The organism is Ralstonia chuxiongensis, from assembly GCF_024158925.1.
Taxonomy (GTDB): domain Bacteria; phylum Pseudomonadota; class Gammaproteobacteria; order Burkholderiales; family Burkholderiaceae; genus Ralstonia; species Ralstonia chuxiongensis.
In genome coordinates, this window is record NZ_JAMYWC010000009.1 from 57,654 (window position 1) to 81,393 (window position 23,740).

The window sequence follows — 23,740 nt, forward strand, 5'->3', positions numbered from 1 at the left end:
TCAAACCACCACCGGCAACGCCGTCGTATCTTTAATCCGCTCCAGCGCAAAACTGCTCTTCACATCGATCACCGCCGGGTGCGCCAGAAGTTGGTCGCGTATGAAACGCGCGAAGTGCTCCATGTCTTCCACGAACACCTTGAGCAGGTAATCCATTTCGCCGGTCATGGCGTAGCACGTGACCACCTCGGGCCACGTCGCCACAGCCGCGCGAAAATTGTCGGACGGGCCTTTCCCTTTGGGCGCACCGCCCTGCTTTTCCAACCGCACGTTGATGTAGGCCGACAGCCCCAGCCCGATCTTGGTCGGGTCGAGCAGCGCGGCGTATTGGCGGATGACGCCGGACTCCTCCAGGCGGCGGATGCGTCGCAGACACGGGCTGGGCGACAGATTCACCCGCTCGGCGACTTCCAGATTGGTGAGGCGGCCGTTGTTCTGCAGGACTTCCAGGATCTTGCGGTCGATCTTGTCGAGTTCCACTTTATTCATTTTGTTGCTCCGCACCAATTAATTCGGCAATTTTCTTGCGCAAATTTAGCAAGACGGGCACAACTTCGCAATTTTTGCTTGGATCGACACTCCTACACTGCGAGGATCGTCAAAGACCTGAGCGCTGTCACAGCGCCCGCCCCGCAGGAGACTCACCATGCAATTCACGCCTTGGGAAAACCCGATGGGCACCGCCGGTTTCGAATTCATCGAATACGCCGCGCCGGACCCTGTTGCCATGGGCAAGCTGTTCGAGAACATGGGCTTTACCGCCATCGCGAAGCACCGTCACAAGAACGTGACGCTGTACCGCCAGGGCGAGATCAACTTCATCATCAACGCCGAGCCGGATTCGTTCGCGCAGCGCTTTGCGCGTCTGCACGGCCCGTCGATCTGCGCGATCGCGTTTCGCGTGCAGGATGCAGCGTTCGCCTACAAGCGCGCGCTGGAACTGGGCGCCTGGGGCTTCGACACGCACAGCGGCCCGATGGAGCTGAACATTCCGGCCATCAAGGGCATCGGCGATTCGCTCATCTACCTGGTGGACCGCTGGACCGGCAAGAACGACGCCAAGGCCGGCGACATCGGCAACATCAGCATCTATGACGTCGATTTCGTACCCATCGCGGGCGCCAACCCGAACCCCACCGGGCACGGCCTGACCTACATCGACCACCTGACGCACAACGTCTACCGTGGCCGGATGAAGGAATGGGCCGAGTTTTACGAACGCTTCTTCAACTTCCGTGAAGTGCGCTACTTCGACATCGAAGGCCAGGTCACGGGCGTGAAGAGCAAGGCGATGACGAGCCCGTGCGGCAACATCCGCATCCCCATCAACGAGGAAGGGACGGAGAAGGCCGGTCAGATCCAGGAGTATCTGGACATGTACCACGGCGAGGGCATTCAGCACATTGCGCTGGGCTCGACCAACCTGGCCAACACGGTGGATGCACTGCGCAGCAACGGCATCACGCTGCTCGACACCATCGACACGTATTACGAACTGGTCGACAAGCGCATCCCTGGCCATGGCGAGGACGTGGCGGAACTGAAGAAGCGCAAGATCCTGATCGACGGCGCCCCGGGTGATCTGCTGCTGCAGATCTTCTCCGAGAACCAGCTTGGCCCGATCTTCTTCGAGTTCATCCAACGCAAGGGCAACCAAGGTTTTGGCGAGGGCAACTTCAAGGCGCTGTTCGAGTCGATCGAACTCGACCAGATGCGCCGCGGCGTGCTCAAGGCCGACGATCAGCCAGCCTGAAAACCCTCAAACTTCAGGCGTGCTGTACCCGCACCCCGGTGGTTCGCCATCGGGGTGTTTTTTTTGGGCGTGAGCTGCAGCGGCGCATGCGGCACTGACATGGCCCAGTAGCCAAATCGACCCACACCCGCCTTGCGCCTCATTGAGGATGCGGATTGGCGTGGGCAATAAAAACGGCGCCCGAAGGCGCCGCTTGCGTGCGGAGACTTAGGCGAAGCGTCACTCGCCCTTGGTGGCCGACGGGCCGCCCGGCATGGCGGCCCCTGCAGGCGTGTTCTTCTGCGCCTTGCGGGCATCGTGACGGGCCTTCATGTAGGCGCGGATTTCGTCTTCGGTGATCTTGCCGTCGTGGTTCGCGTCGATCTGGTCGAAGCTCTTGGCAAGGCGCGGCATGCCGGCCTGCACTTCGTCCTTGCTCAGGGAGCCGTCGTTATCCTTGTCGGCAGCCTTGAACTTGGCGTCGAAGCGTTGCGCCATTTTTTCGTGCATCGCGCCCTTGTGGGCCTTGTGCCAGGCGGCCAGCTCGTCCTTGCTGAGTTGGCCGTCGTGGTTGGTATCGATCTGGTCGAAGTTCTTCTCAAGCCAGGTGTGACCCTTGGCTTCGTCGCGCGAGATCTGGCCGTCGCCGTTGGTGTCGAGGGCCTTCAGGCCGCCGCCGTGACGGGCCGGCTTGCCGGCAGGGGCATTGGCTTGCGGCGCAGCGGGCATTGTTGCGGGCGCCTGTGCGCTGGCTGCTGGGGCGCTGGCATCCTGGGCGCGGGCGTTCATGCCCGACATGGCCAGGAACAGGGCCGAGGTAGCGAGGAAGGCTTGGACAGCACGTTTGTTGGTCATGGTCAGCTCCTTTTCACATGGACTGTGTAGCGGATTAGAACCCGACAATGCCGACGCGTTGCCGGCTTTTACACGCTGTTACCCCGATGACATGCGCTGTAATATGCGCCCGCCACCGCACGGCGGGGCCGTTCAATGCCTATTGGTTGGCACCCGGCTGGGGGTTATCGCCCTTGCGTGCGGCCGCAGCCGCGCGGTGGCGCGGGCCGACGATACCGCCGCCCTGGCTGGCAGGCTCGTCACCCGTGTTGATCTGAGCGGGCGCAATGGGCAGCATGGCGCCCGGCATGGCGGTATTGGCCGGGTTGTTGGCAACCGGCGGAGCGGGTGGCATAGCGGGCGTCGATAGCGGAGCTGCAGCGCCTGCAGGCGGTAGCGGCAGGGACGGCGCATGGCGATTGGCCGGCGACACGCCCGCCACGGCGCTGGCCGGCAGCGGAATCTCCTGGCGCGTGCCATTGCGCTCGATCACCACCGAGCGCGCCTTGATTTCCACCAGCTTGAGGTTGGACGACAGCGACTTGCCGGCCCGCACGGCCTGCGGCGCACCGCCATCCACCGACACGATGGCTGCGCCTGAACCATCCGCCAGATCGGCCACCACGCCCATCACCTGCACATCGCGCGGGCCGTTCTGTGGGCCGCCGCCAAAGAGCGTGACGGCCGCGCCGGTCTCCAGCGCGTCGGTCTGGGCCACACGTGCCTCGCGCGGCGTACCCAGCGAGCGCAGCGAAGACAGCGTCAGCACCCAGTGCGTCAGGAGCGCACACAGGGCAGCAAACAGTACAAGACTGAGCAGACGGGACGACTGTCGAGCGTTCATGAAATGAGGCGAGGCACCGTAGGAATACGCCGATTCTATCCGCCCTTCATGCCAGTTCGGTGAACAGCTTGGAGGTGCGGCTCTAGAGCCAACGCAGCATGACCTTCCCATGCAATATATGGTCATATGTCACGGATATACTGTGTCTCTTCCCCTTATTGCCAACTCTGTCGCCATGATGCAAGGCCAACTTCGCTCTTCCTTCCGCCAGCGCGCCCTCGCCCGACAAGCAGCGCGTGGCTTCACCCTGATCGAAATCATGGTGGTGGTGGTGATCCTGGGCATCCTCGCCGCGCTGGTGGTGCCGAAGATCATGAGCCGTCCTGACGAGGCGCGCATCATCGCCGCCAAACAGGACATCGCGTCCATTTCGCAGGCGCTCAAGCTCTATCGTCTGGACAACGGCCGCTATCCGACCACCGAGCAGGGCATTGGGGCGCTGGTCGCCAAGCCGACCACCGAGCCGATTCCCAACAACTGGAAAGGCGGCGGCTATCTGGAACGCCTGCCCAAAGACCCGTGGGGCCACCCGTACCAATATCTGAACCCGGGCGTGCGCGGCGAAGTGGACGTTTTCAGCTTCGGCGCAGACGGCCAGGCCGGCGGCACGGGCAACGACGCCGACATCGGCAACTGGGACAACTAAGCCAGCGCCGTCCCCCAGCCACCCGCTCACCATGCTCGGCCACCCACACCGCCGCCGGCAGGCTCTCGGCTTTACGCTGCTGGAGTTGCTGGTGGTGGTGGTCATCATCGGCATCGTGCTGGCCGTGGTGGCCGTCAACGCCACGCCCAACCGGCGTTCGCAACTGGCCGACGATGCGCAGAAGCTGGCCCGCCTGATCGAGCTCGCACAGGAAGAGGCGCAGCTCACCTCGCGCCCCGTGGCTTGGGAAGGCGATGCGCAGGGCTGGCGCTTCTACGAATCGACTCCGAATGGCTGGCGCTTGCTCAACCGGGACGTGCTCGCACCGGGCCACTGGCGCCAAGGCATGGACAACGTACAGATCGTCGCCGGTGCCGCTGCGGTGCCAGGCGCGCCGCAGCGCCTCGTGTTCGGCCGTGAGGCGATTGGTTTGCCTTGGCGCGTGGCACTGACCTCGCAGGGCTCGCGCGTCGACGTGGTATCCGACGGCGGCCCGCGCGTGCTGACGGAGACGCAAACGCAATGACGCGCAGCCACCGTCCAACGCGCACGCGCGGCTTCACCCTGCTCGAAGTGCTGGTGGCGCTGACCATCGTGGCCGTGGCGCTGACCGCCACCATGCGCGCCATGGGCAGCATGACCACCGCAAGCGACTCCCTGCAGACGCGCATGATCGCCACCTGGAGCGCTGAAAACCACCTCGCCAACCTGCGCCTGGCACGCGTCTTCCCAGACCCCGGCGCGCGCGGTTTTGCCTGCCCGCAAGGCGATACGCAACTGTGGTGCGAAGAGACCATCGCCACCACGCCCAACCCGGTGTTCCGCCGTGTGGAGGTGTCCGTCTATCCGGACGCGTCCAAATCCGTGCGACTGGCCTGGCTCGTGACTCTATTGCCGAACGATGCGCGCAATGTCTTCTAACCGTTCGGCGCGCGGCTTCACCCTGCTCGAACTGCTGGTGGCGATCACGCTGCTGGCCATCCTGGCCGTGATCGCCTGGCGCGGGCTGGACAGCATGACCCGCACGCACGAGGCGCTGGCCCAACGCGACGAACGCATCGAAGCACTCAAAACGGCTTACGCCCAGTTCGACGCCGATTGCACCCAGCTGGCCGATCCGAACACGTTGTCGCGCTCACCGGTGGAGGTGGACGCCAACCGCGTGCTGATGGTGCGCGACCGCCGCGACGACGGCCAGCCGCCCGCGTGGCAAGTGGTGCTCTACCGCATCGTCGACGGCCGGCTCGAACGCCTCCAGACCCAACCGATCACCAACCGCGGCGACCTGCGCAACGCGCTGGACAACCTGCGCCAGGGCGGTGTGGGTGCTGCGCGCTACCTGCTCGCCACCAACGTCGACAGCATCAGCGCGCGCGCGTGGGTCGAACCCGGCGGCTGGATGGACAACACGGGAGCGCTGTCTGCGGCGCTGTTCCCGGCCGGCAGCAATACCACCACCCTCACCGGCTTGCCGTCGGCTTCCACGCCCAGCGCGTCGGCGCCGCCGGCCAACAGCCCGGGCGTGGTGGTGCCGGCCGCCTCGGTGCGCGCGGTGGAACTGGCATTGCTCGTGCGCATGACGCCGCAGGGCACGCCGCAGCGCTTCACGCGCATCTGCATGACGGGGCTTTGACATGGCGCGATGCTCCCGTCGACTTGCTCAACGTCATCCGCATGCCGGGCGCCAGCGCGGCGCGGCCATCATCACGGCGCTGCTGGTCGTCACGCTGGCCGTGGTGATTGTGTCGGGCATGCTGTGGCGGCAGCAGGTGGAGATCCGCGCAGTGGAAAACCAGCGCCTGAAAGCGCAGGCCACGTGGATCGCGCGAGCCGGCATCGACTGGGCGCGCCTCATCCTGCGCGATGACCAGCGCCGCACCGGCGCGGTGGACCATCTGGGCGAAATCTGGGCCGTGCCGATCCAGGAAACCAAGCTGTCGGACTTCCTCGGCAGCTCGCTGCGCACGGATACGGCCGGCGAGGAGTCGTACCTGTCGGGCCGCATCTTCGATGCCCAGGCACGCTTCAACCTGATGAACCTGCTGACGGCGCAAACGCTCGGTGCGCGCACCATCATTACTGGCCGCGACAAAGACGCCATCAAGGCTTACGGCCTGCTGCTGCAGTCGCTCAGCATCGACCCCAGCCTGGCCAATGTCACGGCGACGTACCTGGCGCAGATGCTGGGCGGCTTCCAGTCGATCGAAGGCATGCAGGGCGGCCAGCAAGGCGCCGAAGACAGCGGCGGCGGGAGCGGCGGCAGCAACAGCAACGGCCCGCGACCGCTCGACGACGTGGCCAGCCTGCTGACGATCCCCGGCTACACGGCGGACATGATCGCCAAGCTGCGCCCCTACGTGATCGTGCTGCCCACCCGCACACAGATCAACGCCAACACGGCCAGCGCCGAAGTGCTGGCCGCCGTCATCCCGAACCTGAGCCTGGACCGCGCCCGCTCGCTGGTGCTGGCGCGCGACCGCGCTTACTTCCGCAACATCGGCGATGTCACGAACCAGTTGCGCGGCATCGCGCCCGGCGTCGACACCACCGCCGCGGCCAATCTGCTGGACGTGCAGACCCACTATTTTCTGGTCTACGGCATGGCCCGCCACGAGCGCGCCCGAATCGGAGAAGTGGCGCTTGTTTCACGTGGCGATCCGATCAACAATAACGCGACCCGCATCGTCTGGGTCCGCCGCATCGACGAGATTCCGTCATGACGGCGGCGCAACACCCCTCTACGTGCGTACGCGCCGCTTGTAGACAGACCCTAGCCTTCGCCGTATTGTCATCCGCATCGTTCAGCATCGCGGGTTTTGCGCAATCCGGCGCTTCCGTTGGCAGTTCGCATTCACACTCTCAAGATCAATAGAGGAGCGGTTTGACGACCTCCCTGTACGTGCGCCTGCCGCACCGGCCCATTCAATCGCCCGAACGCTGGTCGGCGGGCGCGCTTGCCTCCGTACCCTTCGCGCTGGTGCGTGAAGAGGGCGCACAAGGGCCGCAACGTGTTCAGCGCGAAGGCACGTCGCGCACCGACGAACTGCCCGCGGCTGACCGCCTGATCCTTCTGCTGCCCGCCGCCGACGTGCTGCTGGTGCCGGCCAACGTGCCGCCGCTGGCGCTGCCCAAGCTGCGCCTGGCCTTGCCCAACCTGGTGGAAGAGCGCCTCGTGCAGGACGCGCAGCAGTGCCATATCGCCCTCGGGCCCCGCCTGGGTGATGCCCCTGCGCGTGGCTGGCGCGCGCCCCGCGAGCCGCAGTCGCGCGCGTTGATGATTGCCGACCGCGCGTGGGTCCGCTTCATCCTCGATACCTTTGCCGGCCACAAGCATCGCACCTGCCATCTGCTGCCCGCGCAGCTTTGCGTGCCGTTTGAAACGCCTGCCGCAGCCGCAGTGCCGATTGCAGGATCGGCAAATGCCGTCGAACGCTCGGAACCATCGCTCGACGCTTCCGCTGCCGCTGAACCCGCAGTCGACGCGCCTGCTGCTGAAACCGTGGCCGCGGTCACCCCGGCAACCATCGCGCTCGATGCGGCACCGCCGTCTGACCCAGACGCGCCCGTCGCCATCGACATCACCGTACGCACCGGCCGCGCCGAGGGCTACGGCCTGCGCGTGCTGCCGGCCAACCTCGGCAACTGGCTGGGCATTGCTCCCACGCCGGCCACGCTGATGGTCTCGCCCGCGCTGCGCGAGTTGGCGCCCGCTCTGTCGGCCGACCCCGCCGCCGCCACGCTGGACTGGTCCACATGGGCCGCCGGCGCACGCGACGCCCTGGCTTCGGGAGAAGCCGACCTCTGCCAGTTCGACTTTGCCCGCGGCGGCGTGGCCGGCATGGACTGGAGCCTCTGGCGCCTGCCGATCGCGCTGGCCGCGCTGCTGGTGGTCGTGCAGCTCATCGGCATGAACGCGCGCTGGCTCACGCTGCGTGCCGAACAGAAGCGGCTCGATACCGCCATGCGCGCGCAATTGCAGACGGCATTCCCGAATACGCCGGTGATCCTCGATCCGCCCGCGCAGATGCGCCGCCAGGTCGAACAACTGCGCTTGGCCGCCGGCAAATCGGCGCCGGAAGACTTCCTGCCGCTGGCCGATCGCTTTGCCCAGGCTGCCACGGGGCTCGCGCCCGATGCGCTGCTCGCACTCGATTACCACGGCCGCGCGCTCACGGTCACGCTCAAGGACGGCACCGACACCGCCAGCCTGCGCACCGCCGCCCGCAATGTCGGCCTGAACATGGACACCGCCGAGGCCCCGCGCGGCGCAGAAGCCACCGTAACCGGCTCGCGCTGGACGGTCTCCATCGCCCAATAACGATTCCTCCATGGCGACTTCCTCCTCTTCTTCCCGATCGTCATCCCGCCGGCTGCCGCGCATTGGCGTGCCAGACTCGGTGCGCGATGCGGCCACGACCTTCTGGATGCAGCGCGATCCGCGCGAACGCCGCATCCTGGCCGGCGGCGGCGTGGTGCTGTTGCTCGTGATCGTCTACCTGGTGTTGTGGGAGCCGGCCTTTGAAGGCCAGCGCCGCATCGAGAAAGCCCTGCCGCAGATGCGTACCCAACTCGCCGAGATGGAAACGCTCGGCCAGGAAGCCCGCGGCCTGTCTGCCATTGCCGCTGCACCCGTGCCGCGGGGCGCGGAACTGCAGCAGGCGCTCAACACGAGCCTGACCAACCACGGCCTGAAGGCCACGCGGATGGCGATGTCGGGCGAGAGCGTGCAGGTGCAACTGGACAAGGTGCCCTTTGGCGCCGTCGCCGAATGGCTGCAGGAGGTGCGGCAGGCGCAGCGCATGAAGGTGATCGACACGAACATCAAATACGTGGGCGCAACGGCCCTGGTCAACGTGACGGCGACGCTGCAAGGCCCTGCCGCCGCGGGCCACTGACGGGTCCGATCGTGCCGATGGGGATTGAATCGCTACCGCCGCTGCGCCTGCGCCGCCGTGCCGAGTCCGACGAGCGCACGAGCCTCGGCTGGCGCGTGCTGTGGTGTGGCGTGGCGCTGCTGGCCGTGGGCTTGACCGTGGTGGCGCAGTATCCAGCCGCGTGGGCCGCCGAGCGCGTGGCCGCGGCCACGGGGCACCGTGTGTTGCTGGCTGACAGCCAGGGCAGTATCTGGCACGGCAGCGCAACGCTGGCGCTGACCGCCGGCAACGGCGGCGCCGACGCGACCGTGCTGCCCGGCCGGCTGTCCTGGTCGATCGACATGCTGCCGCTGCTGACCGGCACGCTGCGCGCGCACCTGACGCACGATCGCGCGCTGGAGAAACCGGTCACGCTGACGGTCACGCCGGGGCATTGGGACGCAGAGGCTGGCACGGTTGCATTGCCGGCATCGTTGCTGGAAGGCATTGGCGCGCCGTTCAACACGCTCAAGCTGGATGGCCGACTGCGGGCGCAGTGGACGCCGCTCTCGGGCCAATTCGGCAGTAAAAAGGGCCAGCCGAACACCGCTCAGGGCGCGCTGACTGTCACGCTTGAGCAGGTATCATCCAGCCTCAGCCGGGTGCGGCCGCTGGGCAGTTACCAGGCCGTGGTGTCGTTTGGCGGCGTGAGCGGTGCGCCGATGCAGTTGTCGCTGTCAACGCTGGCCGGGCCGCTCACCCTGCAGGGCCAGGGCACCCTTGGGTCCAACGCACATTTTGACGGGGTGGCCAGTGCCACGCCGGAGTCGGAACCGCAATTGATTGGCCTGTTGAGTCTGCTGGGCCCGCGTGACGGGTCACATCATCGACTCCGCTTTTGATCCTCAAGCCGGCGCGCGAGCCAGCGTGCCGACAACCATGAACGAGACCATGTACAACGCCTCTTCCCGACTCACCGTTCGCGCCATCGTCCTGGCATGCTGCGCAACAATGGTGGCCGGCTCGATGCCAGTCTTTGCCGCCCCGCCGAGCGCGGCATCCGCCCAGAACGGCGCCGTCGGCAACCCCGGGGATGAGGTCTCGCTGAATTTCGTCAACGCGGATCTGGACTCGGTGGTCAAGGCCGTGGGCCAGGCCACGGGCAAGAACTTCATCGTCGACCCGCGCGTGAAGGGCACCGTCAACCTCGTCACCGAAAAGCCGGTGACGCGCTCTCAGGCGCTCGAATCGCTGGGCTCGATCCTGCGCATGCAGGGTTACGCGATTGTCGAAGGCAACGGTTTCACCAAGGTCGTGCCGGAAGCCGACGCCAAGCTGCAGGGCTCGCCCACGAGCGTGGGCGCGGCAGGCTCGCGCGGCGGCGAGCAGGTCGTCACGCAGGTCTTCCGCCTGCAGCATGAATCGGCCAACAACCTGGTGCCGGTGCTGCGCCCGATGATCGCGCCCAACAACACGATCACCGCATACCCGGCCAACAACACGCTGGTCATTACCGATTACGCCGACAACCTGCGCCGCATCGGCCGCATCATCGCCTCCATCGACACGCCCGTGGCCGGCGAGACCGAACTGATTCCGCTGAAGAACGCCGTGGCCATCGACGTGGCGGCTACGCTGCAGAAGCTGCTCGACCCGTCGGCCGGTGGCGCAGGCGGTGCGGGCGCCGGCGCGGCACTGTCGGACCCGAGCCTGCGCACGTCAGTCGTGGCTGAGCCCCGTTCGAACAGCGTGATGGTGCGTGCGTCGAGTGCGGCACGCCTTGCGCAAGCCAAACAACTGATCGCCAAGCTGGACGTGCCGAATGCGCGCCCGGGCAACATCTGGGTGGTGCCGCTCAAGAACGCCAACGCGGTGCAGCTGGCCACCACGCTGCGCGCGATCGTGGCGGCCGACGCCACGCTGTCGGCCTCGGCATCGACCGGGCCCGGCGGCCAGAGCGCCGCCCAAGGCGCGACCTCGCAGCCGGCCGGCGGCGTGAACACCTCGCAGAACCAGAACACGCAGAACACCAATTACGGCAGCGGCTCGGGTTCGGGCAGTGGCTCGGGCAGCGGCAGCTCTTCGTTCCGCGCCTCGTTTGGGCAGAACAACACGCCGACCACCGGCGGCATCATCCAGGCCGATCCGGCCACCAACGCGCTCATCATCACCGCCAGCGAGCCGGTCTATCGGAACCTGCGCGCCGTGATCGACGACCTCGACGCGCGACGCGCGCAGGTCTACATCGAATCGATGATCGTGGAAGTGACGGCCACCAAGGCGTCGCAGTTGGGCATCCAATGGATGGCCGGCGCGGGCGGCCCGACCACCTTTTTTGGCGGTGGCACCAACTTCGGCAGCGGCGCCAATAACCTGATCAACCTCGCGGGCACGATTGCCACGATCACCAGTGGCGGCATCGGCAGTACGGCCGCGCAGACTGCCGTCGGCACGCTCTCAAACAGCGTTGGCCAACTCAACGGCGGCAACTTCGGGGTGTTCAACAGGGGCAGCGGTTTGGGCGCCATCCTCAGCGCGCTGGGCTCGGATGGTTCGGTCAACGTGCTCTCCACCCCGAACCTGATCACGCTCGACAACGAAGAGGCCAAGATCCTGATCGGCCAGAACGTGCCGATCACGACCGGCTCATATGCGCAGACCGGCGGCGCGGCTTCGGTCACGCCGTTCCAGACGTTCGACCGCAAGGACGTCGGCATCACGCTGCGCGTCAAGCCGCAGATCACCGACGGCGGGCTGGTGAAGATGCAGATCTTCCAGGAGTCGTCTGCCGTGGTGCCGGGCACGCAGAATGCGGCGCAGGGCCCGACCACCAACGTGCGCTCGATCGAAACCAATGTGCTCGCTAACGACGGCCAGGTGGTCGTGCTGGGCGGCCTGCTCGAAGACAACTACCAGGACGGCGAGCAGAAGGTGCCGGGCCTGGGCGACATCCCCATCCTGGGCGCGCTGTTCCGCTCGGAAAACAAGACGCGCGTGAAGACCAATCTGCTGGTGTTTCTGCGCCCGATCATTCTGCGCACGGCCGATGCTACGGGCGCGCTGTCGGACAACCGCTACAACTACATGCGCGACACGCAGCAGGGCTTTGTCTCGCCGAACATGCTGCCGACCACGTCGGACAAGGACACGCCGGTACTGCCCACGCCCAGCGCCATGCGCCCGGCTGACAATTACGGCGATGTGTCGATCGTGCCGAAGGGCCCGGCCGGCACGCAGGTGCCCCCGGGCGCCCCGATGCCGATGCCGCAAGGCACCACGCGCAGCCAGCCGCGCCTGCAGAACTTCGCGGCGCCCACTTCGGGCGGCTACGACGGCAACGCGCCGCGCAATGGTGGCTGACAACGGACAACGAACCATGGCAACGCAAGCTTCCACCACCGACGTCAGCACGCTCGAGCCGCCCTCGCAGTCCGCCGTGCGGCTGGTGCCGTATGCGTTTGCGCGCGACGCCAAGCTGCTCGTCGCCCGCCAGGACGTCGACACGCTGGAAGTGTGGGTCTGCCCTGAAACCTCGCGTACGGCGCTGGCTGAACTCGGCCGCGTGTTCGGCGCGCTGCAGTTGGTGACGCTTAGCGCGGCGGCGCTGTCCACCGCCACACAAACGGCCTACAACGCCCAAGACGGCAGCGCAGCCCAGGTGGTGGGCGAAGTGGAAGGCGAAGTCGACCTCTCGCGCCTGATGCAGGACATCCCTGCCGTGGAAGACCTGCTCGAATCCGAAGACGACGCGCCGATCATCCGCATGATCAACGCGCTGCTCACGCAGGCCGCGCGCGAAGGCGCCTCGGATATCCACATCGAGCCGTTCGAGAATGCCTCAGTGGTGCGCTTCCGGGTGGACGGCACGCTGCGCGACGTCGTGCGTCCCAAGAAGGCGCTGCACGGCGCACTCATCTCGCGCATCAAGATCATGGCGCAGCTCGACATTGCCGAGAAACGCCTGCCGCAGGACGGCCGCATCACGCTGCGCGTGGGCGGTCGCCCGGTGGACGTGCGTGTGAGCACACTGCCCACCGGCCACGGCGAGCGCGCGGTGCTGCGTCTGCTCGACAAGGAAGCCGGCCGCCTGGATCTGAGCAAGCTCGGCATGGGCGCCGGCACGCTGGCGCGCTTTGACCACCTGATCAACCAGCCGCACGGCATCGTGCTCGTCACCGGCCCGACGGGTTCAGGTAAGACGACCACGCTGTACGCGGCACTGTCGCGGCTCGATTCCGCTTCCACCAACATCATGACGGTGGAAGACCCGATCGAATACGACCTCGACGGCATTGGCCAGACGCAGGTCAACCCGAAGATCGACATGACGTTCGCCAAGGCCCTGCGCGCCATCCTGCGCCAGGACCCGGACGTGGTGATGATCGGCGAAATCCGCGATCTGGAAACCGCGCAGATTGCCGTGCAGGCCTCACTCACGGGCCACCTGGTGCTGGCGACGTTGCACACGAACGATTCGGCCTCCGCCGTGACGCGCTTGATTGACATGGGGATCGAGCCGTTCCTGCTGTCCTCATCGTTGCTGGGTGTGCTGGCGCAGCGGCTGGTCCGCCGCCTGTGCGTGCATTGCCGCCGCGAAGAAGTGCTCGAACTCACGCCTGCGGAAGTGGAAGCCGTGGCCGGCACGCCGGTTGCAGATGGCGTGGCACCCGCCGCACCGGCACGCAAATCGGTGTGGCATCACGTCGGCTGCGACCGTTGCAGCAACTCCGGCTACCAGGGCCGAACCGGCGTCTATGAACTGCTGACCGTCACACCTGAAATTCAGACGATGATCCACCGCCAGGCCGCTGAATCCGAGATCAAGGCGTTCGCCATTGGCCAGGGCATGCAGACCATGCGCATGGATGCACAGCGCTGGATCGACACGGGCGCCACGTCGCTGGAAGAAGTGCTGCGTGTCACACGCGACTAAGGCGCGATCAAACGAATAGCGCATGCCAGCCTTCCGCTACGAAGCCGCCGACGCCACCGGCAAGACCGACAAGGGTGTCATCGAAGCCGACAGTGCACGCCAGGCGCGCACGCTGCTGCGCGCACGCGGGCTGACGCCGCTGGTGGTCGACGCGCTGGGTGCGCAGGCCACAAAGCGCGGCGGGTCGAGCTTCGGCAAGCGGCTCTCGGCGCAGGAAAACGCGCTCGTCACGCGCCAACTCGCGAGCCTCTTGGTGGCAGGTCTGCCGCTCGATGAGGCGCTGGCCGCGCTGGCCGATCAGGCCGAACGTGCATACGTCGGCGAACTGCTCGCTGCCATCCGCGCGGAAGTGGTGGGCGGCAGCTCACTCTCGGTGGCGCTGGCGCAGCATCCGAAAGATTTTCCGGACATCTACCGCGCCCTCGTTTCAGCGGGCGAGCACTCGGGCAATCTTGGCCTCGTGCTCTCGCGCCTGGCCGACTACATCGAGAGCCGCAACGCGCTCACCTCCAAGATCAAGCTGGCATTCACGTATCCGGCCATCGTCACGGTGGTGGCGTTTGCGATCGTGATCTTCCTGCTCTCATACGTGGTGCCGCAGGTGGTGAGCGTATTTGCCAACACCAAGCAGAAGCTGCCGACACTCACGATCATCATGCTGTGGCTGTCCGATTTTGTGCGGAACTGGGGCTGGCTGGCAGCGATCGTTCTGGTGGCGATCGGCGCGCTGATCCGCAATCTGCTCAAGCAGCCGGCATTGCGGCTGTCGTGGCATAAGTGGCTGCTGACAGCGCCGCTGTTCGGCAAGCTTGTTCGCGGCTATAACACGGCGCGGTTTGCCAGCACGCTGGCGATTCTGACCAGTGCCGGCGTGCCGATCTTGCGGGGCTTGCAGGCCGCGGGGGAGACGTTGAACAACGTCGCGCTCAAGACCAATGTGGAGGATGCGTCCACTCGGGTGCGGGAAGGAACTTCGCTGGCGCGGGCGTTGGCGGCGCAGAATCAGTTTCCGCCAGTGCTGGTGCATTTGATTCGCTCGGGTGAGGCGACGGGCAATCTGCCGGCGATGCTTGAACGGGCTGCGCAGGGTGAGGCGCAGGAGTTGGAGCGTCGCACATTGTTTCTGACTGGCTTGCTGGAGCCGGCGCTGATTTTGACGATGGGCGTGGTGGTGTTGTTGATCGTGTTGGCGGTGTTGATGCCGATTATTGAGATTAACCAGTTGGTGCACTGAGTTTTTTTGTTGGTGGTCCATCCCTTGTTTCATCCCCTGCCGGGGCTGACTCACTTTCTTTGGTCTTGCCCAAAGAAAGTAAGCAAAGAAATGCGCGCCCGAGATGGCGACCCATTCCTTGAATTTCTGTCGCAGGGAGGGAGGGGAGGCAAACTCGCTGCGCTCAGACAGGCCTCCCCTCCTTTTCCTCCCTGCAACAGAAATTCAAGGCGCCATCTAGGGCAGGAAAGTCAAAGAACAAAACCCAAACCCTAGGGGCGCCAGCCAAAACGACAAGGCCAACCGCGCGATGGGTTGGCCTTTCTCTTTTGACGTTAGGCCCTTGATGGCGCCTTGAATTTTCGTAAGCGGGCGGAAAAAAGGCGGGGAACTGTCTGAGCGCAGCGAGTTTTCCCCGCCTCCGCCCGGTTACGCAAATTCAAGGAATCTTTCGCCATCTCGGGCGCGCCTTTCTTTTGCTTACTTTTCTTTGGCAAGACAAAGAAAAGTGAGTCGTGCCCGGCAGGGTACGAAAGGGAGGCAGACCACCACGGTCAAAACAGAACTACCTTGCTGACCAGCCGGTTGATGCCTCACACCAACTGCACCGAAAGCACCCCTCACGACATCACCGCATCCCCACCGACGCACGTGCACTGTCCTTCCACTCCTGCACATAGTCGGGCGTACCTGCCGGCGCCGCGTCCACCACAGGCGGCAGCGGCAACAGCGCCATCGGCAGCACGCCGGCCCACACCGGCAAGTCGAGGTCTTCAGCATCGTCCTTCGGACCACCCGTGCGCACTTTGCACGCGGCCTCATCCAGCGGAATGCGCAGCACCGTCGTGGCGGCGAGTTCCTTGGCATTGCCGGGCCGTACCTCTTGTGAACGGCTCGGCGCGAAGACTTCCATGAAGGTATCGAGCACCGCCGATTTCTGCTCATCGGGCACGACTTCGAAGGCGCCGTAGATGACCGCCGAGCGGTAATTCATGGAATGGTTGAACGCCGAGCGTGCCAGCACCAGCCCGTCGATGTGCGTGATGGTCACGCAGACCTGCGCCCCACTGCCCGCCAGCTTCAGCATGCGACTGCCGTTTGAGCCGTGAATGTAAAGGTGGTCGCCCTCGCGCCAGCACGCAGTCGGGATGCAATGCACACCATGCTCGTCGGCGAAGGCGATGTGGCAGACGTAGGCCTCGTCGAGGATGGCATGCAGCGTGGTGCGGTCGTAATGGCCGCGGTGCGCGACGCGACGTACACGGGTGCGCGCGGTGGGCGATGTGGGTTCTGTGCTCGACATGCAAGGCTCCGAAATCGTCAATCGATGTGCCGACGATAAAAAAACCGTGGCACCATGCATAGACCCACCAAAATGCAAAGTCTTGGAGCCACGATGGATTACGGCGTCCTGCTGTCGAACTACGAACGCACCGCGATGCACGGCGAGGGCGTGGCCCGCCCATCACAGCAGCATCGGCTATATGCCTGTCTGCGTGCAGCCATCCTCAGTGGACAGATCGAGGAAGGTACGCGCCTGGCGCCCTCGCGCACGCTGGCCGAAGAGCTGGGCATCGCGCGCAACTCGGTGCTCTACGCCTACGAACAACTCGCCACAGAGGGCTTCGTGCTCAGCCGACGGCAAGGCACAGTGGTAGCGCGCGTCGGCCTGCAGCAGACGCCCGCGCAGGCGCCCGAAGCCCCGGCCCAGCTGTCGCGCCGCGTGAAAGACCTCGAACGCCCGCGCGGCGGCATGGACGACCTGCTGCCCTTCTTGCCCGGCACGCCCGCACTGGATGAGTTCCCGCTGGCGCAATGGCGCCGCTGCATGGAACGCGGATGGCGCCGCATCGGTCCTGGCCAGATGGGCTACGGCCCGGTCGAAGGCAATGTTGCTCTGCGCCAGGCCGTGGCGGAATACCTTCGCGTTTCGCGCGGCGTGCGCTGCGACGCGTCGCAGGTGTTCATCACCGACGGCACACAGAACAGCCTCGACATGTGCGCCCGTACGCTCGCCGATGCGGGCGATACCGCGTGGATCGAAAACCCCGGCTACTACGGTGCGCGCGCCGCCTTGCAGGCCGCAGACATGCGATTGGTACCGATCAGCGTCGACGCCGATAGCCTCGCCCCGCGCGAGGAAGACTGGCGCGACACGCCGCCCAAGCTCATCTACATCACGCCGTCGCACCAATACCCGCTGGGCGCGGTGATGAGTCTGGAGCGTCGTCTCGCGCTCATCCAGCACGCACGCGCAGCCGGCGCGTGGATCATCGAAGACGATTACGACAGCGAGTTCCGCCACACGGGCGCGCCGCTATCCGCCGTGCAGGGCCTGACGGAGGATGCGCCGGTCATCTATCTCGGCACGTTCAGCAAGATGCTGTTCCCGGCGCTGCGCCTGGGCTATATGGTGGTGCCGCCCACGCTGGTGCCCGTGCTGAAAAAGACGGCAGGTGCGCTGATGTTGCGCGGGCGCGTAGCCGAGCAGCTCGCGCTGGCCGAGTTCATCGAGGCGGGACATTTCACGCGGCACCTGCGGCGCATGCGTCGTCTGTATGGCGAGCGCCGCGATGCGCTGCAGGCTGCGATCGAGCGACACCTGGACGGCATCGTCACCGTATCGGGCGGTGCTGGCGGCATGCATCTCTCTACGCGGCTCGATGCGCCGGTGCGCGACACCGAAGTCAGCCGCGCCGCCCGTGAGCAGGGAATGGTGTTGCGGCCGCTGTCGCGCTTCTGCCTGCCCGGCACGCTGACCGCGCAATACAACGGCCTCGTGCTCGGCTACGGCAACGTGCCGGCCGAAGCGATGGATGGATTGGTGATTCGCATGCGCGACGTGATCCAGAGCGTCGCGAGCTGATCATCAGGTGGCCATCTTCGTGGCAGCCGCCAACGCTGCCATGGTCCAACCTGCGCCCAGCAAAACGCGGCGCGTGTGCAAGGCGTCCCGCACATCGCCGTCAATCGCATCGCCCAGATAGCGCAGGCGCTTGTCGCACACCTCCACGTAGCCCGATGCATACTGCGCCGCCAGCGATTGCCAGAGCGCATGCGCGCCGGCCGACTGCCGCGCCCCGCTCATCAGGCACATGCCGCCATCCAGCGCGTGCCGATACACCGCCGACGCCAACCCGCGCCGCTGATACCCCGCCGCATATTTCGAATGCGGTGCGCGCAGGATGCGGTCTGCACGCTTGTCGAGCTCAATCAGCCGGTTGAACACCGTGACCCCCGCAAAGCGCCGCGCGGCCACATCTTCAACGTAGACGTAAATTTCGCCATCCGCCTCGCGCGTGTGCAGGCGGAAGCCCGGCAAGGTGCCGTCGTCGAATGTCATGCCGTGCAGCGGCGTGCCGGGCGTGTGCATGCGCTCGTACAGCGTGTCGAGTTCGCGCTCGATGTCATCGCTGCCGTGCTCGACATCGATGCGCAGGCCGAGCGGCGCAAGCCAGCGCCACAGCGGCCGCAAGACACAAGACAGCGTCGTCCAATCGATGGGCGGCGGGATGGACAGCGCGCAGCTCATCGCGCCCCCCAATGTCCGCTGACCAGACCTTCAGGACGCGCGAGCGCCTGCACGCGTGCGCTGACGGGCCAGTCGGCCATGCGCACCGCCAGCCCGGCATAAACCCCGTAGCCGAACCCGGCCGCGATCGTGCCGCCGGCCTCCACGCCCTCACCCGCGCGGATGGCGCCGCCAGCCTCGATGTCGCCGCCGGCCCGGATGCCCCAACCCGCTTCGAGATGCGTATCGGCGCAGAGGTCGCCGCCGGCGAAGATGCCGTTTGCGCTCACGATGCTGGCCTCGCTGATCACCTCGCCGCCAGCGCGCAAGCCCTTGCCGCAACGCACGTTGCCGCGCGCCGCCAGTGCCTCGCCGATGAGCAAATCCGCGGCCGTATCGATGTCGGCATCGCAATGCAGGTCGCGATGCACGCGCACGAGGCCGCCGCAACGTAGCGCGCCGGCGGCGGTCAGGCTCCAGCCCACGCGCACGTCGCCGCCAACATGCACGGCGCCGTCGCAGTAAAGGCCGGCCTTGGCTTCCACATCACCGCCCGCGGTGATCGACTCGCCTGCACGTACGCCGCCGCCCGCGCGGATGGCCTGGCCGGCGCGCAACACGCCATCGACGTGAATGCCGCCGCGCACGACGATCGTGCCGGCAAAGACGAGCGCATCGGCCTCGATGTCATCGGCTTCGAGCACGGCGTCGGTCGGGCCGAAGTTGTCGAGCAGCCAGATCGCATCGGTAATCCGGCCTTCGCGCACGAGGCTGTCGATCAGGTGTTGGTAATCGGTGCCGCTGTGGCGGTTGCGGATGTACCAGCGGTAGCCATCCGCGCAAGGCCGCTTGGCCTTGACGAAGTTCTGCGTAAGTTCCATGGCGGTTCCTGCGCCCGTCCCGCCGGGTTGTATCAGGCGAAGGCAGGCGTACCGGCGCCGGCGCGTGTCAGCGCCGGGCCGGGATGAAAAAGAAGCGGGAGCGGAGCGGGCCGTGCGGGGCAGGTGCGCCAGCTTGTGGCGACACCCCGCACGGCTTACGAAAGCCGGGCGAGCAGGAAGTGCCGGATGGCCGCGTGCGTGCTGAATCGATCGTGCGAGGTGTCGCCGCGCAGGCGTGCACCGGCCGTCGGCAGCGTATGCCGAGGTTGGGCAGAGGCGAAGGCGGTAGCGTTCACGATCGTGGTTTGAGGAATTCGGGCGGAACTGCGCAGGATGGCGGCGCGGCTTCCGAAAGTCCAGGCGTTGCGTGACTTTGCCGCGGCTTCTTTACCGAAGTTTGCCGATTTCGCCGCAAACGTTGCATGCACCGCACAACCGGTGCAACCCCGTCGTCCAGCGCTGTACATGCGTGCACCGGACACCACAACCAAGGGAAAACCCACCCCCATTCTTGCTGCGTTGCACGGTGTTCGGAATGTCACGCGATGCTACGATGCCTCGACCCACGGCTGCATGCCAGTTTCCACAAGAAGCGGCGCAGGCAGCACCAAAAGAGACCTGCTGTCGGTGATCCCGACACACCCACCCGGAGCACGCATGAATGCCCCTCTGAACGACGCGCTACGCCGCGCGCTCGAAACCGTTTCCCTGGACGACAAGTACACGCTTGAGCGTGGCCGCATCTACATCAGCGGCACGCAGGCTCTGGTGCGTCTGCCGATGCTGCAGCAGGAGCGCGACCGCGCCGCTGGGCTGAACACGGCGGGCTTCATCTCCGGCTACCGCGGCTCGCCGCTGGGGGCGCTGGACCAAGCCCTGTGGAAAGCCAAAAAGCATCTGGCGGGGCACAACATCGTCTTCCAGGCGGGGCTCAACGAAGACCTGGCCGCCACGGCGGTCTGGGGCTCGCAGCAGGTCAATCTGTATCCGAACGCCAAGTTCAGCGGCGTGTTCGGCATGTGGTACGGCAAGGGGCCGGGCGTGGACCGCACGATCGACGTGTTCAAGCACGCCAATTCGGCAGGCTCGTCCGCGCATGGCGGCGTGCTGGTGCTGGCGGGCGATGACCACGCCGCCAAGTCGTCCACGCTGGCGCATCAGTCCGAGCACGTCTTCAAGGCCGCCGGCATTCCGGTGCTGTATCCGTCCAACGTGCAGGAATATCTCGACTATGGCCTGCACGGCTGGGCGATGAGCCGCTACTCCGGCCTGTGGGTGTCGATGAAGTGCGTGACGGACGTGGTGGAATCGTCTGCTTCAGTGGATGTCGATCCGCATCGCGCGCAGATCATCCTGCCGGAAGACTTCGTCATGCCGCAGGGCGGGCTGAACATCCGCTGGCCCGATCCGCCGCTGGTGCAGGAAGCGCGCCTGCTCGACTACAAGTGGTACGCCGGCCTGTCTTACGTGCGTGCCAACAAGCTCGACCGCGTGGTGCTCGATTCGCCGCAGGCACGCTTCGGCATCATGACGGCCGGCAAGGCGTACCTCGACGTGCGTCAGGCGCTGGTCGACCTCGGCCTCGACGAGGAAACCTGCCGCCGCATCGGCATCCGCCTATATAAGGTCGGTTGCGTGTGGCCGCTGGAAGCCCACGGCGCGCGTGCCTTTGCCGAAGGGCTGCAAGAGATCCTGGTGGTGGAAGAGAAGCGCCAGATCCTCGAATACCAGCTCAAGGAAGAGCTGTACAACTACCGCGACGACGTGCGCCCCCGCGTGTACGGCAAGTTTGACGAACGTGACAATGCCGGCGGCGAATGGTCCGTGCCGATGGCCAACTGGCTGCTGCCGGCGCACTACGAGCTGTCGCCTGCGCTGATCGCCCGCGCCATCGCCACGCGTCTGGAAAAATTCGAGCTGCCATCGGACGTGCGTGCCCGCATTGCCTCGCGCATCGCCATCATCGACGCCAAAGAGAAGGCGCTCGCCAAGCCGCGCGTCACTGCAGAGCGCAAGCCGTGGTTCTGCTCGGGCTGCCCGCACAACACGTCGACCAACGTGCCGGAAGGCTCGCGCGCGCTGGCCGGCATCGGCTGCCACTACATGACCGTGTGGATGGACCGCCGCACCGACACCTTCAGCCAGATGGGCGGCGAAGGTGTGGCGTGGATCGGCCAGATGCCGTTCTCGGGCGACAAGCACGTGTTCGCCAACCTGGGCGACGGCACGTATTACCACTCGGGCCTGCTGGCGATTCGCGCCTCGATCGCGGCCAAGGTGAACATCACCTACAAGATCCTCTACAACGACGCCGTGGCCATGACGGGCGGCCAGCCGGTCGACGGCCCGCTGTCGGTGCCGCAGATTGCCGCGCAGGTGCATGCGGAAGGCACATCGCGCATCGTCATCGTCACGGACGAGCCCGAGAAGTACAACGCCGCCGCATCTGGAAAAATCGAGCTGCCAGAGGGCGTGACGGTGCACCACCGCGATCGCCTCGACGCGATTCAACGCGAGCTGCGCGAGGTGCAAGGCACCAGCGTGCTGATCTACGACCAGACCTGCGCAACCGAAAAGCGCCGCCGCCGCAAGCGCGGCACGATGGTCGATCCGGCACGCCGCGCGTTCATCAACGATGCGGTGTGCGAAGGCTGCGGCGATTGCTCGGTCAAGTCGAACTGCCTGTCGGTCGAACCGCTGGACACGGAGCTGGGCACCAAGCGCAAGATCAACCAGTCTTCGTGCAACAAGGATTTCTCGTGCGTGAACGGCTTCTGCCCGAGCTTCGTAACGGCCGAAGGCGCGCAGGTGCGCAAGCCCGAGTCGCACGGCGTGTCGATGGAAGGGCTGCCGCTGCTGCCGCATCCTGAGCTGCCGGCCATCCAGCGCGCGTACGGCGTGCTGGTGACGGGCGTGGGCGGCACGGGCGTGGTCACCATCGGTGGCCTGCTCGGCATGGCCGCGCACATCGAAGGCAAGGGCGTGACCGTGCTCGACATGGCGGGCCTGGCGCAGAAAGGCGGCGCCGTGCTCTCGCACGTGCAGATCGGCGAGCGTCCGGATTCGATTCACGCCACGCGCATCGCCATGGGCGAGGCGGATCTGGTGATCGGCTGCGACGCGATTGTCTCGGCATCAGACGAAGTGCTGTCGAAGGTGCAGCACGGACAGACGCGCGCCATCGTCAACAGCACCGCATCGCCCACGGCCGATTTCATCAAGAACCCGAACTGGCGCTTCCCGGGCAGCTCGGCGGAGGCGGATATTCGTGCGGCCATCGGCGATGCCTGCGCGTTTGAAGACGCCAACACGCTGGCCGTGCGCCTGCTGGGCGACGCCATCTACACCAATCCGCTCGTGCTGGGCTTTGCGTGGCAGAAAGGCTGGCTTCCGCTGACGCACGACGCGCTCATCCGCGCGATCGAACTCAACGGCGTGGCCGTCGAGAAGAACAAGACCGCGTTCGAATGGGGCCGCCACCTCGCGCAAGACCGCGATGCGGTGCTCAAGCTCGCCGACGATGCGCCGCGTGCCAAAGCCGACGTCATCGCCCTGCCCTCGCTGGACACGCTGATCGCCCGCCGTGTTGATCTGCTGACCGCGTACCAGAACGCAGCGTATGCCGCTGAGTTCCGCGCAGTGGTGGAACGCGTGCGTGCAGCGGAAGCTGCCGTGGTGGGCGCCGGCCAGCCGCTGGCGTTCACGGAAGCGGTGGCGCGCAACCTGTCGAAGCTGATGGCGTACAAGGACGAATACGAAGTCGCTCGCCTGTACACCGACCCGGCATTCCTCGACAAGCTACGCGCGCAATTCGAAGGCGAGCCCGGCCGCGATTACCAGCTCAACTTCTGGCTTGCGCCGCCCATGATTGCCAAGCGTGACGAGAAGGGCCACCTGGTCAAGCAGCGCTTCGGTCCGAACACGATGCGCATCTTCAAGCTGCTCGCCAAGTTCAAGGGCCTGCGCGGCACGGCATTCGACCTCTTCGGCAAGACCGAAGAGCGCCGCACCGAGCGCGCGCTGATCGGCGAATACCGCGCGCTGGTGGATGAACTCGCGCGGGGGCTGACGGCACAGAAGCTGGGGCAGGCCGTGGAACTGGCTCGCCTGCCGGAGGACATCCGCGGCTTCGGCCATGTGAAAGAAGCCAACCTGGCGGCGGCGCGTATCCGCTGGAACAAGCTGCTGGCACAGTGGCGCGATCCGGCAGCGGCGCAGCAGGCGGCCTGATCCGCGCCGCTTTAGGCATCGCCATGAAAAAACGGAGGCTTCGGCCTCCGTTTTTCTTTGCGC

The 23,740-nt window shown here is 66.0% G+C and carries 21 protein-coding genes; 14 read left to right on the plus strand and 7 right to left on the minus strand.

Annotation, left to right across the window (positions count from 1 at the left end):
• Positions 1-489, minus strand: coding sequence for an Lrp/AsnC family transcriptional regulator (locus NKG59_RS23940; RefSeq protein WP_024977367.1), 489 nt, complete (start codon positions 487-489; stop codon positions 1-3).
• A 157-nt stretch (positions 490-646) separates the two neighbouring features.
• Here NKG59_RS23940 and hppD point away from each other — a divergent pair, with 157 nt between their 5' ends.
• Positions 647-1,753, plus strand: coding sequence for a 4-hydroxyphenylpyruvate dioxygenase (gene hppD / locus NKG59_RS23945; RefSeq protein ID WP_045206669.1), 1,107 nt, complete (start codon positions 647-649; stop codon positions 1,751-1,753).
• A 219-nt stretch (positions 1,754-1,972) separates the two neighbouring features.
• Here the strand turns inward: hppD and NKG59_RS23950 are convergent, their stop codons facing one another.
• Entirely contained in the window at positions 1,973-2,587 is a 615-nt protein-coding gene (locus tag NKG59_RS23950; RefSeq protein ID WP_253542199.1) for an EF-hand domain-containing protein, read from the minus strand.
• A gap of 139 nt (positions 2,588-2,726) precedes the next feature.
• Positions 2,727-3,410: a type II secretion system protein N gene (locus NKG59_RS23955; RefSeq protein ID WP_045206674.1), complete on the minus strand. Its 684-nt coding sequence runs from the start codon at positions 3,408-3,410 to the stop codon at positions 2,727-2,729.
• Between the two features lie 175 nt (positions 3,411-3,585).
• Between NKG59_RS23955 and gspG the strand changes: the two genes are divergently transcribed.
• The 11 genes from gspG to gspF all read left to right on the plus strand — a co-directional run bounded on the left by gspG (position 3,586) and on the right by gspF (position 15,076).
• Entirely contained in the window at positions 3,586-4,056 is a 471-nt protein-coding gene (gspG, locus tag NKG59_RS23960; RefSeq protein WP_024977363.1) for a type II secretion system major pseudopilin GspG, read from the plus strand.
• Positions 4,057-4,087: 31 nt separating this feature from the next.
• Positions 4,088-4,582: a GspH/FimT family pseudopilin gene (locus tag NKG59_RS23965; RefSeq protein ID WP_253542202.1), complete on the plus strand. Its 495-nt coding sequence runs from the start codon at positions 4,088-4,090 to the stop codon at positions 4,580-4,582.
• A complete protein-coding gene (gene gspI / locus NKG59_RS23970; RefSeq protein WP_045206679.1) occupies positions 4,579-4,977 on the plus strand; it encodes a type II secretion system minor pseudopilin GspI in 399 nt (132 codons plus the stop codon). The genes NKG59_RS23965 and gspI overlap by 4 nt, the downstream gene beginning before the upstream one ends.
• Positions 4,958-5,689, plus strand: coding sequence for a PulJ/GspJ family protein (locus NKG59_RS23975; RefSeq protein ID WP_045206680.1), 732 nt, complete (start codon positions 4,958-4,960; stop codon positions 5,687-5,689). The genes gspI and NKG59_RS23975 overlap by 20 nt, the downstream gene beginning before the upstream one ends.
• A gap of 1 nt (position 5,690) precedes the next feature.
• Complete coding sequence (gene gspK, locus NKG59_RS23980; RefSeq protein WP_253542205.1) at positions 5,691-6,776, plus strand: type II secretion system minor pseudopilin GspK; 1,086 nt, start codon at positions 5,691-5,693, stop codon at positions 6,774-6,776.
• Between the two features lie 161 nt (positions 6,777-6,937).
• Positions 6,938-8,374 (plus strand): type II secretion system protein GspL, encoded by a 1,437-nt coding sequence (gene gspL / locus NKG59_RS23985; protein WP_253542208.1) that lies wholly within the window; start codon positions 6,938-6,940, stop codon positions 8,372-8,374.
• Positions 8,375-8,384: 10 nt separating this feature from the next.
• On the plus strand, positions 8,385-8,951 hold the full coding sequence (gspM, locus tag NKG59_RS23990) for a type II secretion system protein GspM (RefSeq protein WP_045206687.1): 567 nt from the start codon (positions 8,385-8,387) through the stop codon (positions 8,949-8,951).
• 17 nt (positions 8,952-8,968) lie between these two features.
• Positions 8,969-9,811 (plus strand): type II secretion system protein N, encoded by an 843-nt coding sequence (locus tag NKG59_RS23995; protein ID WP_253542211.1) that lies wholly within the window; start codon positions 8,969-8,971, stop codon positions 9,809-9,811.
• A 37-nt stretch (positions 9,812-9,848) separates the two neighbouring features.
• A complete protein-coding gene (gspD, locus tag NKG59_RS24000; protein ID WP_253542214.1) occupies positions 9,849-12,269 on the plus strand; it encodes a type II secretion system secretin GspD in 2,421 nt (806 codons plus the stop codon).
• 16 nt (positions 12,270-12,285) lie between these two features.
• Positions 12,286-13,842 carry a type II secretion system ATPase GspE gene (gene gspE, locus NKG59_RS24005; RefSeq protein WP_045206770.1) on the plus strand — a complete coding sequence of 519 codons (1,557 nt, stop codon included), beginning with the start codon at positions 12,286-12,288 and terminating at the stop codon, positions 13,840-13,842.
• Between the two features lie 22 nt (positions 13,843-13,864).
• Positions 13,865-15,076, plus strand: coding sequence for a type II secretion system inner membrane protein GspF (gene gspF, locus NKG59_RS24010; RefSeq protein ID WP_045206694.1), 1,212 nt, complete (start codon positions 13,865-13,867; stop codon positions 15,074-15,076).
• Positions 15,077-15,683: 607 nt separating this feature from the next.
• Here gspF and NKG59_RS24015 read toward each other — a convergent pair.
• On the minus strand, positions 15,684-16,358 hold the full coding sequence (locus NKG59_RS24015; RefSeq protein WP_253542217.1) for a pyridoxamine 5'-phosphate oxidase family protein: 675 nt from the start codon (positions 16,356-16,358) through the stop codon (positions 15,684-15,686).
• Between the two features lie 93 nt (positions 16,359-16,451).
• Between NKG59_RS24015 and pdxR the strand changes: the two genes are divergently transcribed.
• On the plus strand, positions 16,452-17,921 hold the full coding sequence (pdxR, locus tag NKG59_RS24020; protein WP_253542220.1) for a MocR-like pyridoxine biosynthesis transcription factor PdxR: 1,470 nt from the start codon (positions 16,452-16,454) through the stop codon (positions 17,919-17,921).
• Positions 17,922-17,924: 3 nt separating this feature from the next.
• Here pdxR and NKG59_RS24025 read toward each other — a convergent pair whose 3' ends face one another.
• The 3 genes from NKG59_RS24025 to NKG59_RS24035 form a co-directional block, all read right to left on the minus strand.
• Positions 17,925-18,587 carry an N-acetyltransferase gene (locus NKG59_RS24025; protein WP_253542222.1) on the minus strand — a complete coding sequence of 221 codons (663 nt, stop codon included), beginning with the start codon at positions 18,585-18,587 and terminating at the stop codon, positions 17,925-17,927.
• A complete protein-coding gene (locus NKG59_RS24030; RefSeq protein ID WP_253542225.1) occupies positions 18,584-19,447 on the minus strand; it encodes a hypothetical protein in 864 nt (287 codons plus the stop codon). Before NKG59_RS24030 ends, NKG59_RS24025 begins: the two co-directional genes overlap by 4 nt.
• A 155-nt stretch (positions 19,448-19,602) precedes the next feature.
• Positions 19,603-19,743 carry a hypothetical protein gene (locus NKG59_RS24035; protein ID WP_253542228.1) on the minus strand — a complete coding sequence of 47 codons (141 nt, stop codon included), beginning with the start codon at positions 19,741-19,743 and terminating at the stop codon, positions 19,603-19,605.
• A 361-nt stretch (positions 19,744-20,104) separates the two neighbouring features.
• On the opposite strand from NKG59_RS24035, the gene NKG59_RS24040 reads away from it, so the two are divergent.
• Complete coding sequence (locus tag NKG59_RS24040; RefSeq protein ID WP_253542229.1) at positions 20,105-23,677, plus strand: indolepyruvate ferredoxin oxidoreductase family protein; 3,573 nt, start codon at positions 20,105-20,107, stop codon at positions 23,675-23,677.
• Positions 23,678-23,740: the final 63 nt, after the last annotated feature.

Excerpts from the sequence above, each read along its gene's own strand:
- gspI (WP_045206679.1), top strand. The coding sequence starts at position 4,579 with ATGACGCGCAGCCACCGTCCAACGCGCACGCGCGGCTTCACCCTGCTC.
- gspF (WP_045206694.1), top strand. The coding sequence starts at position 13,865 with ATGCCAGCCTTCCGCTACGAAGCCGCCGACGCCACCGGCAAGACCGAC.
- NKG59_RS23965 (WP_253542202.1), top strand. The coding sequence starts at position 4,088 with ATGCTCGGCCACCCACACCGCCGCCGGCAGGCTCTCGGCTTTACGCTG.
- NKG59_RS24025 (WP_253542222.1), bottom strand. The coding sequence starts at position 18,587 with ATGAGCTGCGCGCTGTCCATCCCGCCGCCCATCGATTGGACGACGCTG.
- NKG59_RS23955 (WP_045206674.1), bottom strand. The coding sequence starts at position 3,410 with ATGAACGCTCGACAGTCGTCCCGTCTGCTCAGTCTTGTACTGTTTGCT.
- NKG59_RS24040 (WP_253542229.1), top strand. The coding sequence starts at position 20,105 with ATGAATGCCCCTCTGAACGACGCGCTACGCCGCGCGCTCGAAACCGTT.
- gspM (WP_045206687.1), top strand. The coding sequence starts at position 8,385 with ATGGCGACTTCCTCCTCTTCTTCCCGATCGTCATCCCGCCGGCTGCCG.
- gspD (WP_253542214.1), top strand. The coding sequence starts at position 9,849 with ATGAACGAGACCATGTACAACGCCTCTTCCCGACTCACCGTTCGCGCC.
- NKG59_RS24030 (WP_253542225.1), bottom strand. The coding sequence starts at position 19,447 with ATGGAACTTACGCAGAACTTCGTCAAGGCCAAGCGGCCTTGCGCGGAT.
- pdxR (WP_253542220.1), top strand. The coding sequence starts at position 16,452 with ATGGATTACGGCGTCCTGCTGTCGAACTACGAACGCACCGCGATGCAC.
- NKG59_RS23975 (WP_045206680.1), top strand. The coding sequence starts at position 4,958 with ATGCGCGCAATGTCTTCTAACCGTTCGGCGCGCGGCTTCACCCTGCTC.
- NKG59_RS24015 (WP_253542217.1), bottom strand. The coding sequence starts at position 16,358 with ATGTCGAGCACAGAACCCACATCGCCCACCGCGCGCACCCGTGTACGT.
- gspE (WP_045206770.1), top strand. The coding sequence starts at position 12,286 with ATGGCAACGCAAGCTTCCACCACCGACGTCAGCACGCTCGAGCCGCCC.
- NKG59_RS23995 (WP_253542211.1), top strand. The coding sequence starts at position 8,969 with ATGGGGATTGAATCGCTACCGCCGCTGCGCCTGCGCCGCCGTGCCGAG.
- NKG59_RS23950 (WP_253542199.1), bottom strand. The coding sequence starts at position 2,587 with ATGACCAACAAACGTGCTGTCCAAGCCTTCCTCGCTACCTCGGCCCTG.
- hppD (WP_045206669.1), top strand. The coding sequence starts at position 647 with ATGCAATTCACGCCTTGGGAAAACCCGATGGGCACCGCCGGTTTCGAA.
- NKG59_RS23940 (WP_024977367.1), bottom strand. The coding sequence starts at position 489 with ATGAATAAAGTGGAACTCGACAAGATCGACCGCAAGATCCTGGAAGTC.
- gspK (WP_253542205.1), top strand. The coding sequence starts at position 5,691 with ATGGCGCGATGCTCCCGTCGACTTGCTCAACGTCATCCGCATGCCGGG.
- gspG (WP_024977363.1), top strand. The coding sequence starts at position 3,586 with ATGATGCAAGGCCAACTTCGCTCTTCCTTCCGCCAGCGCGCCCTCGCC.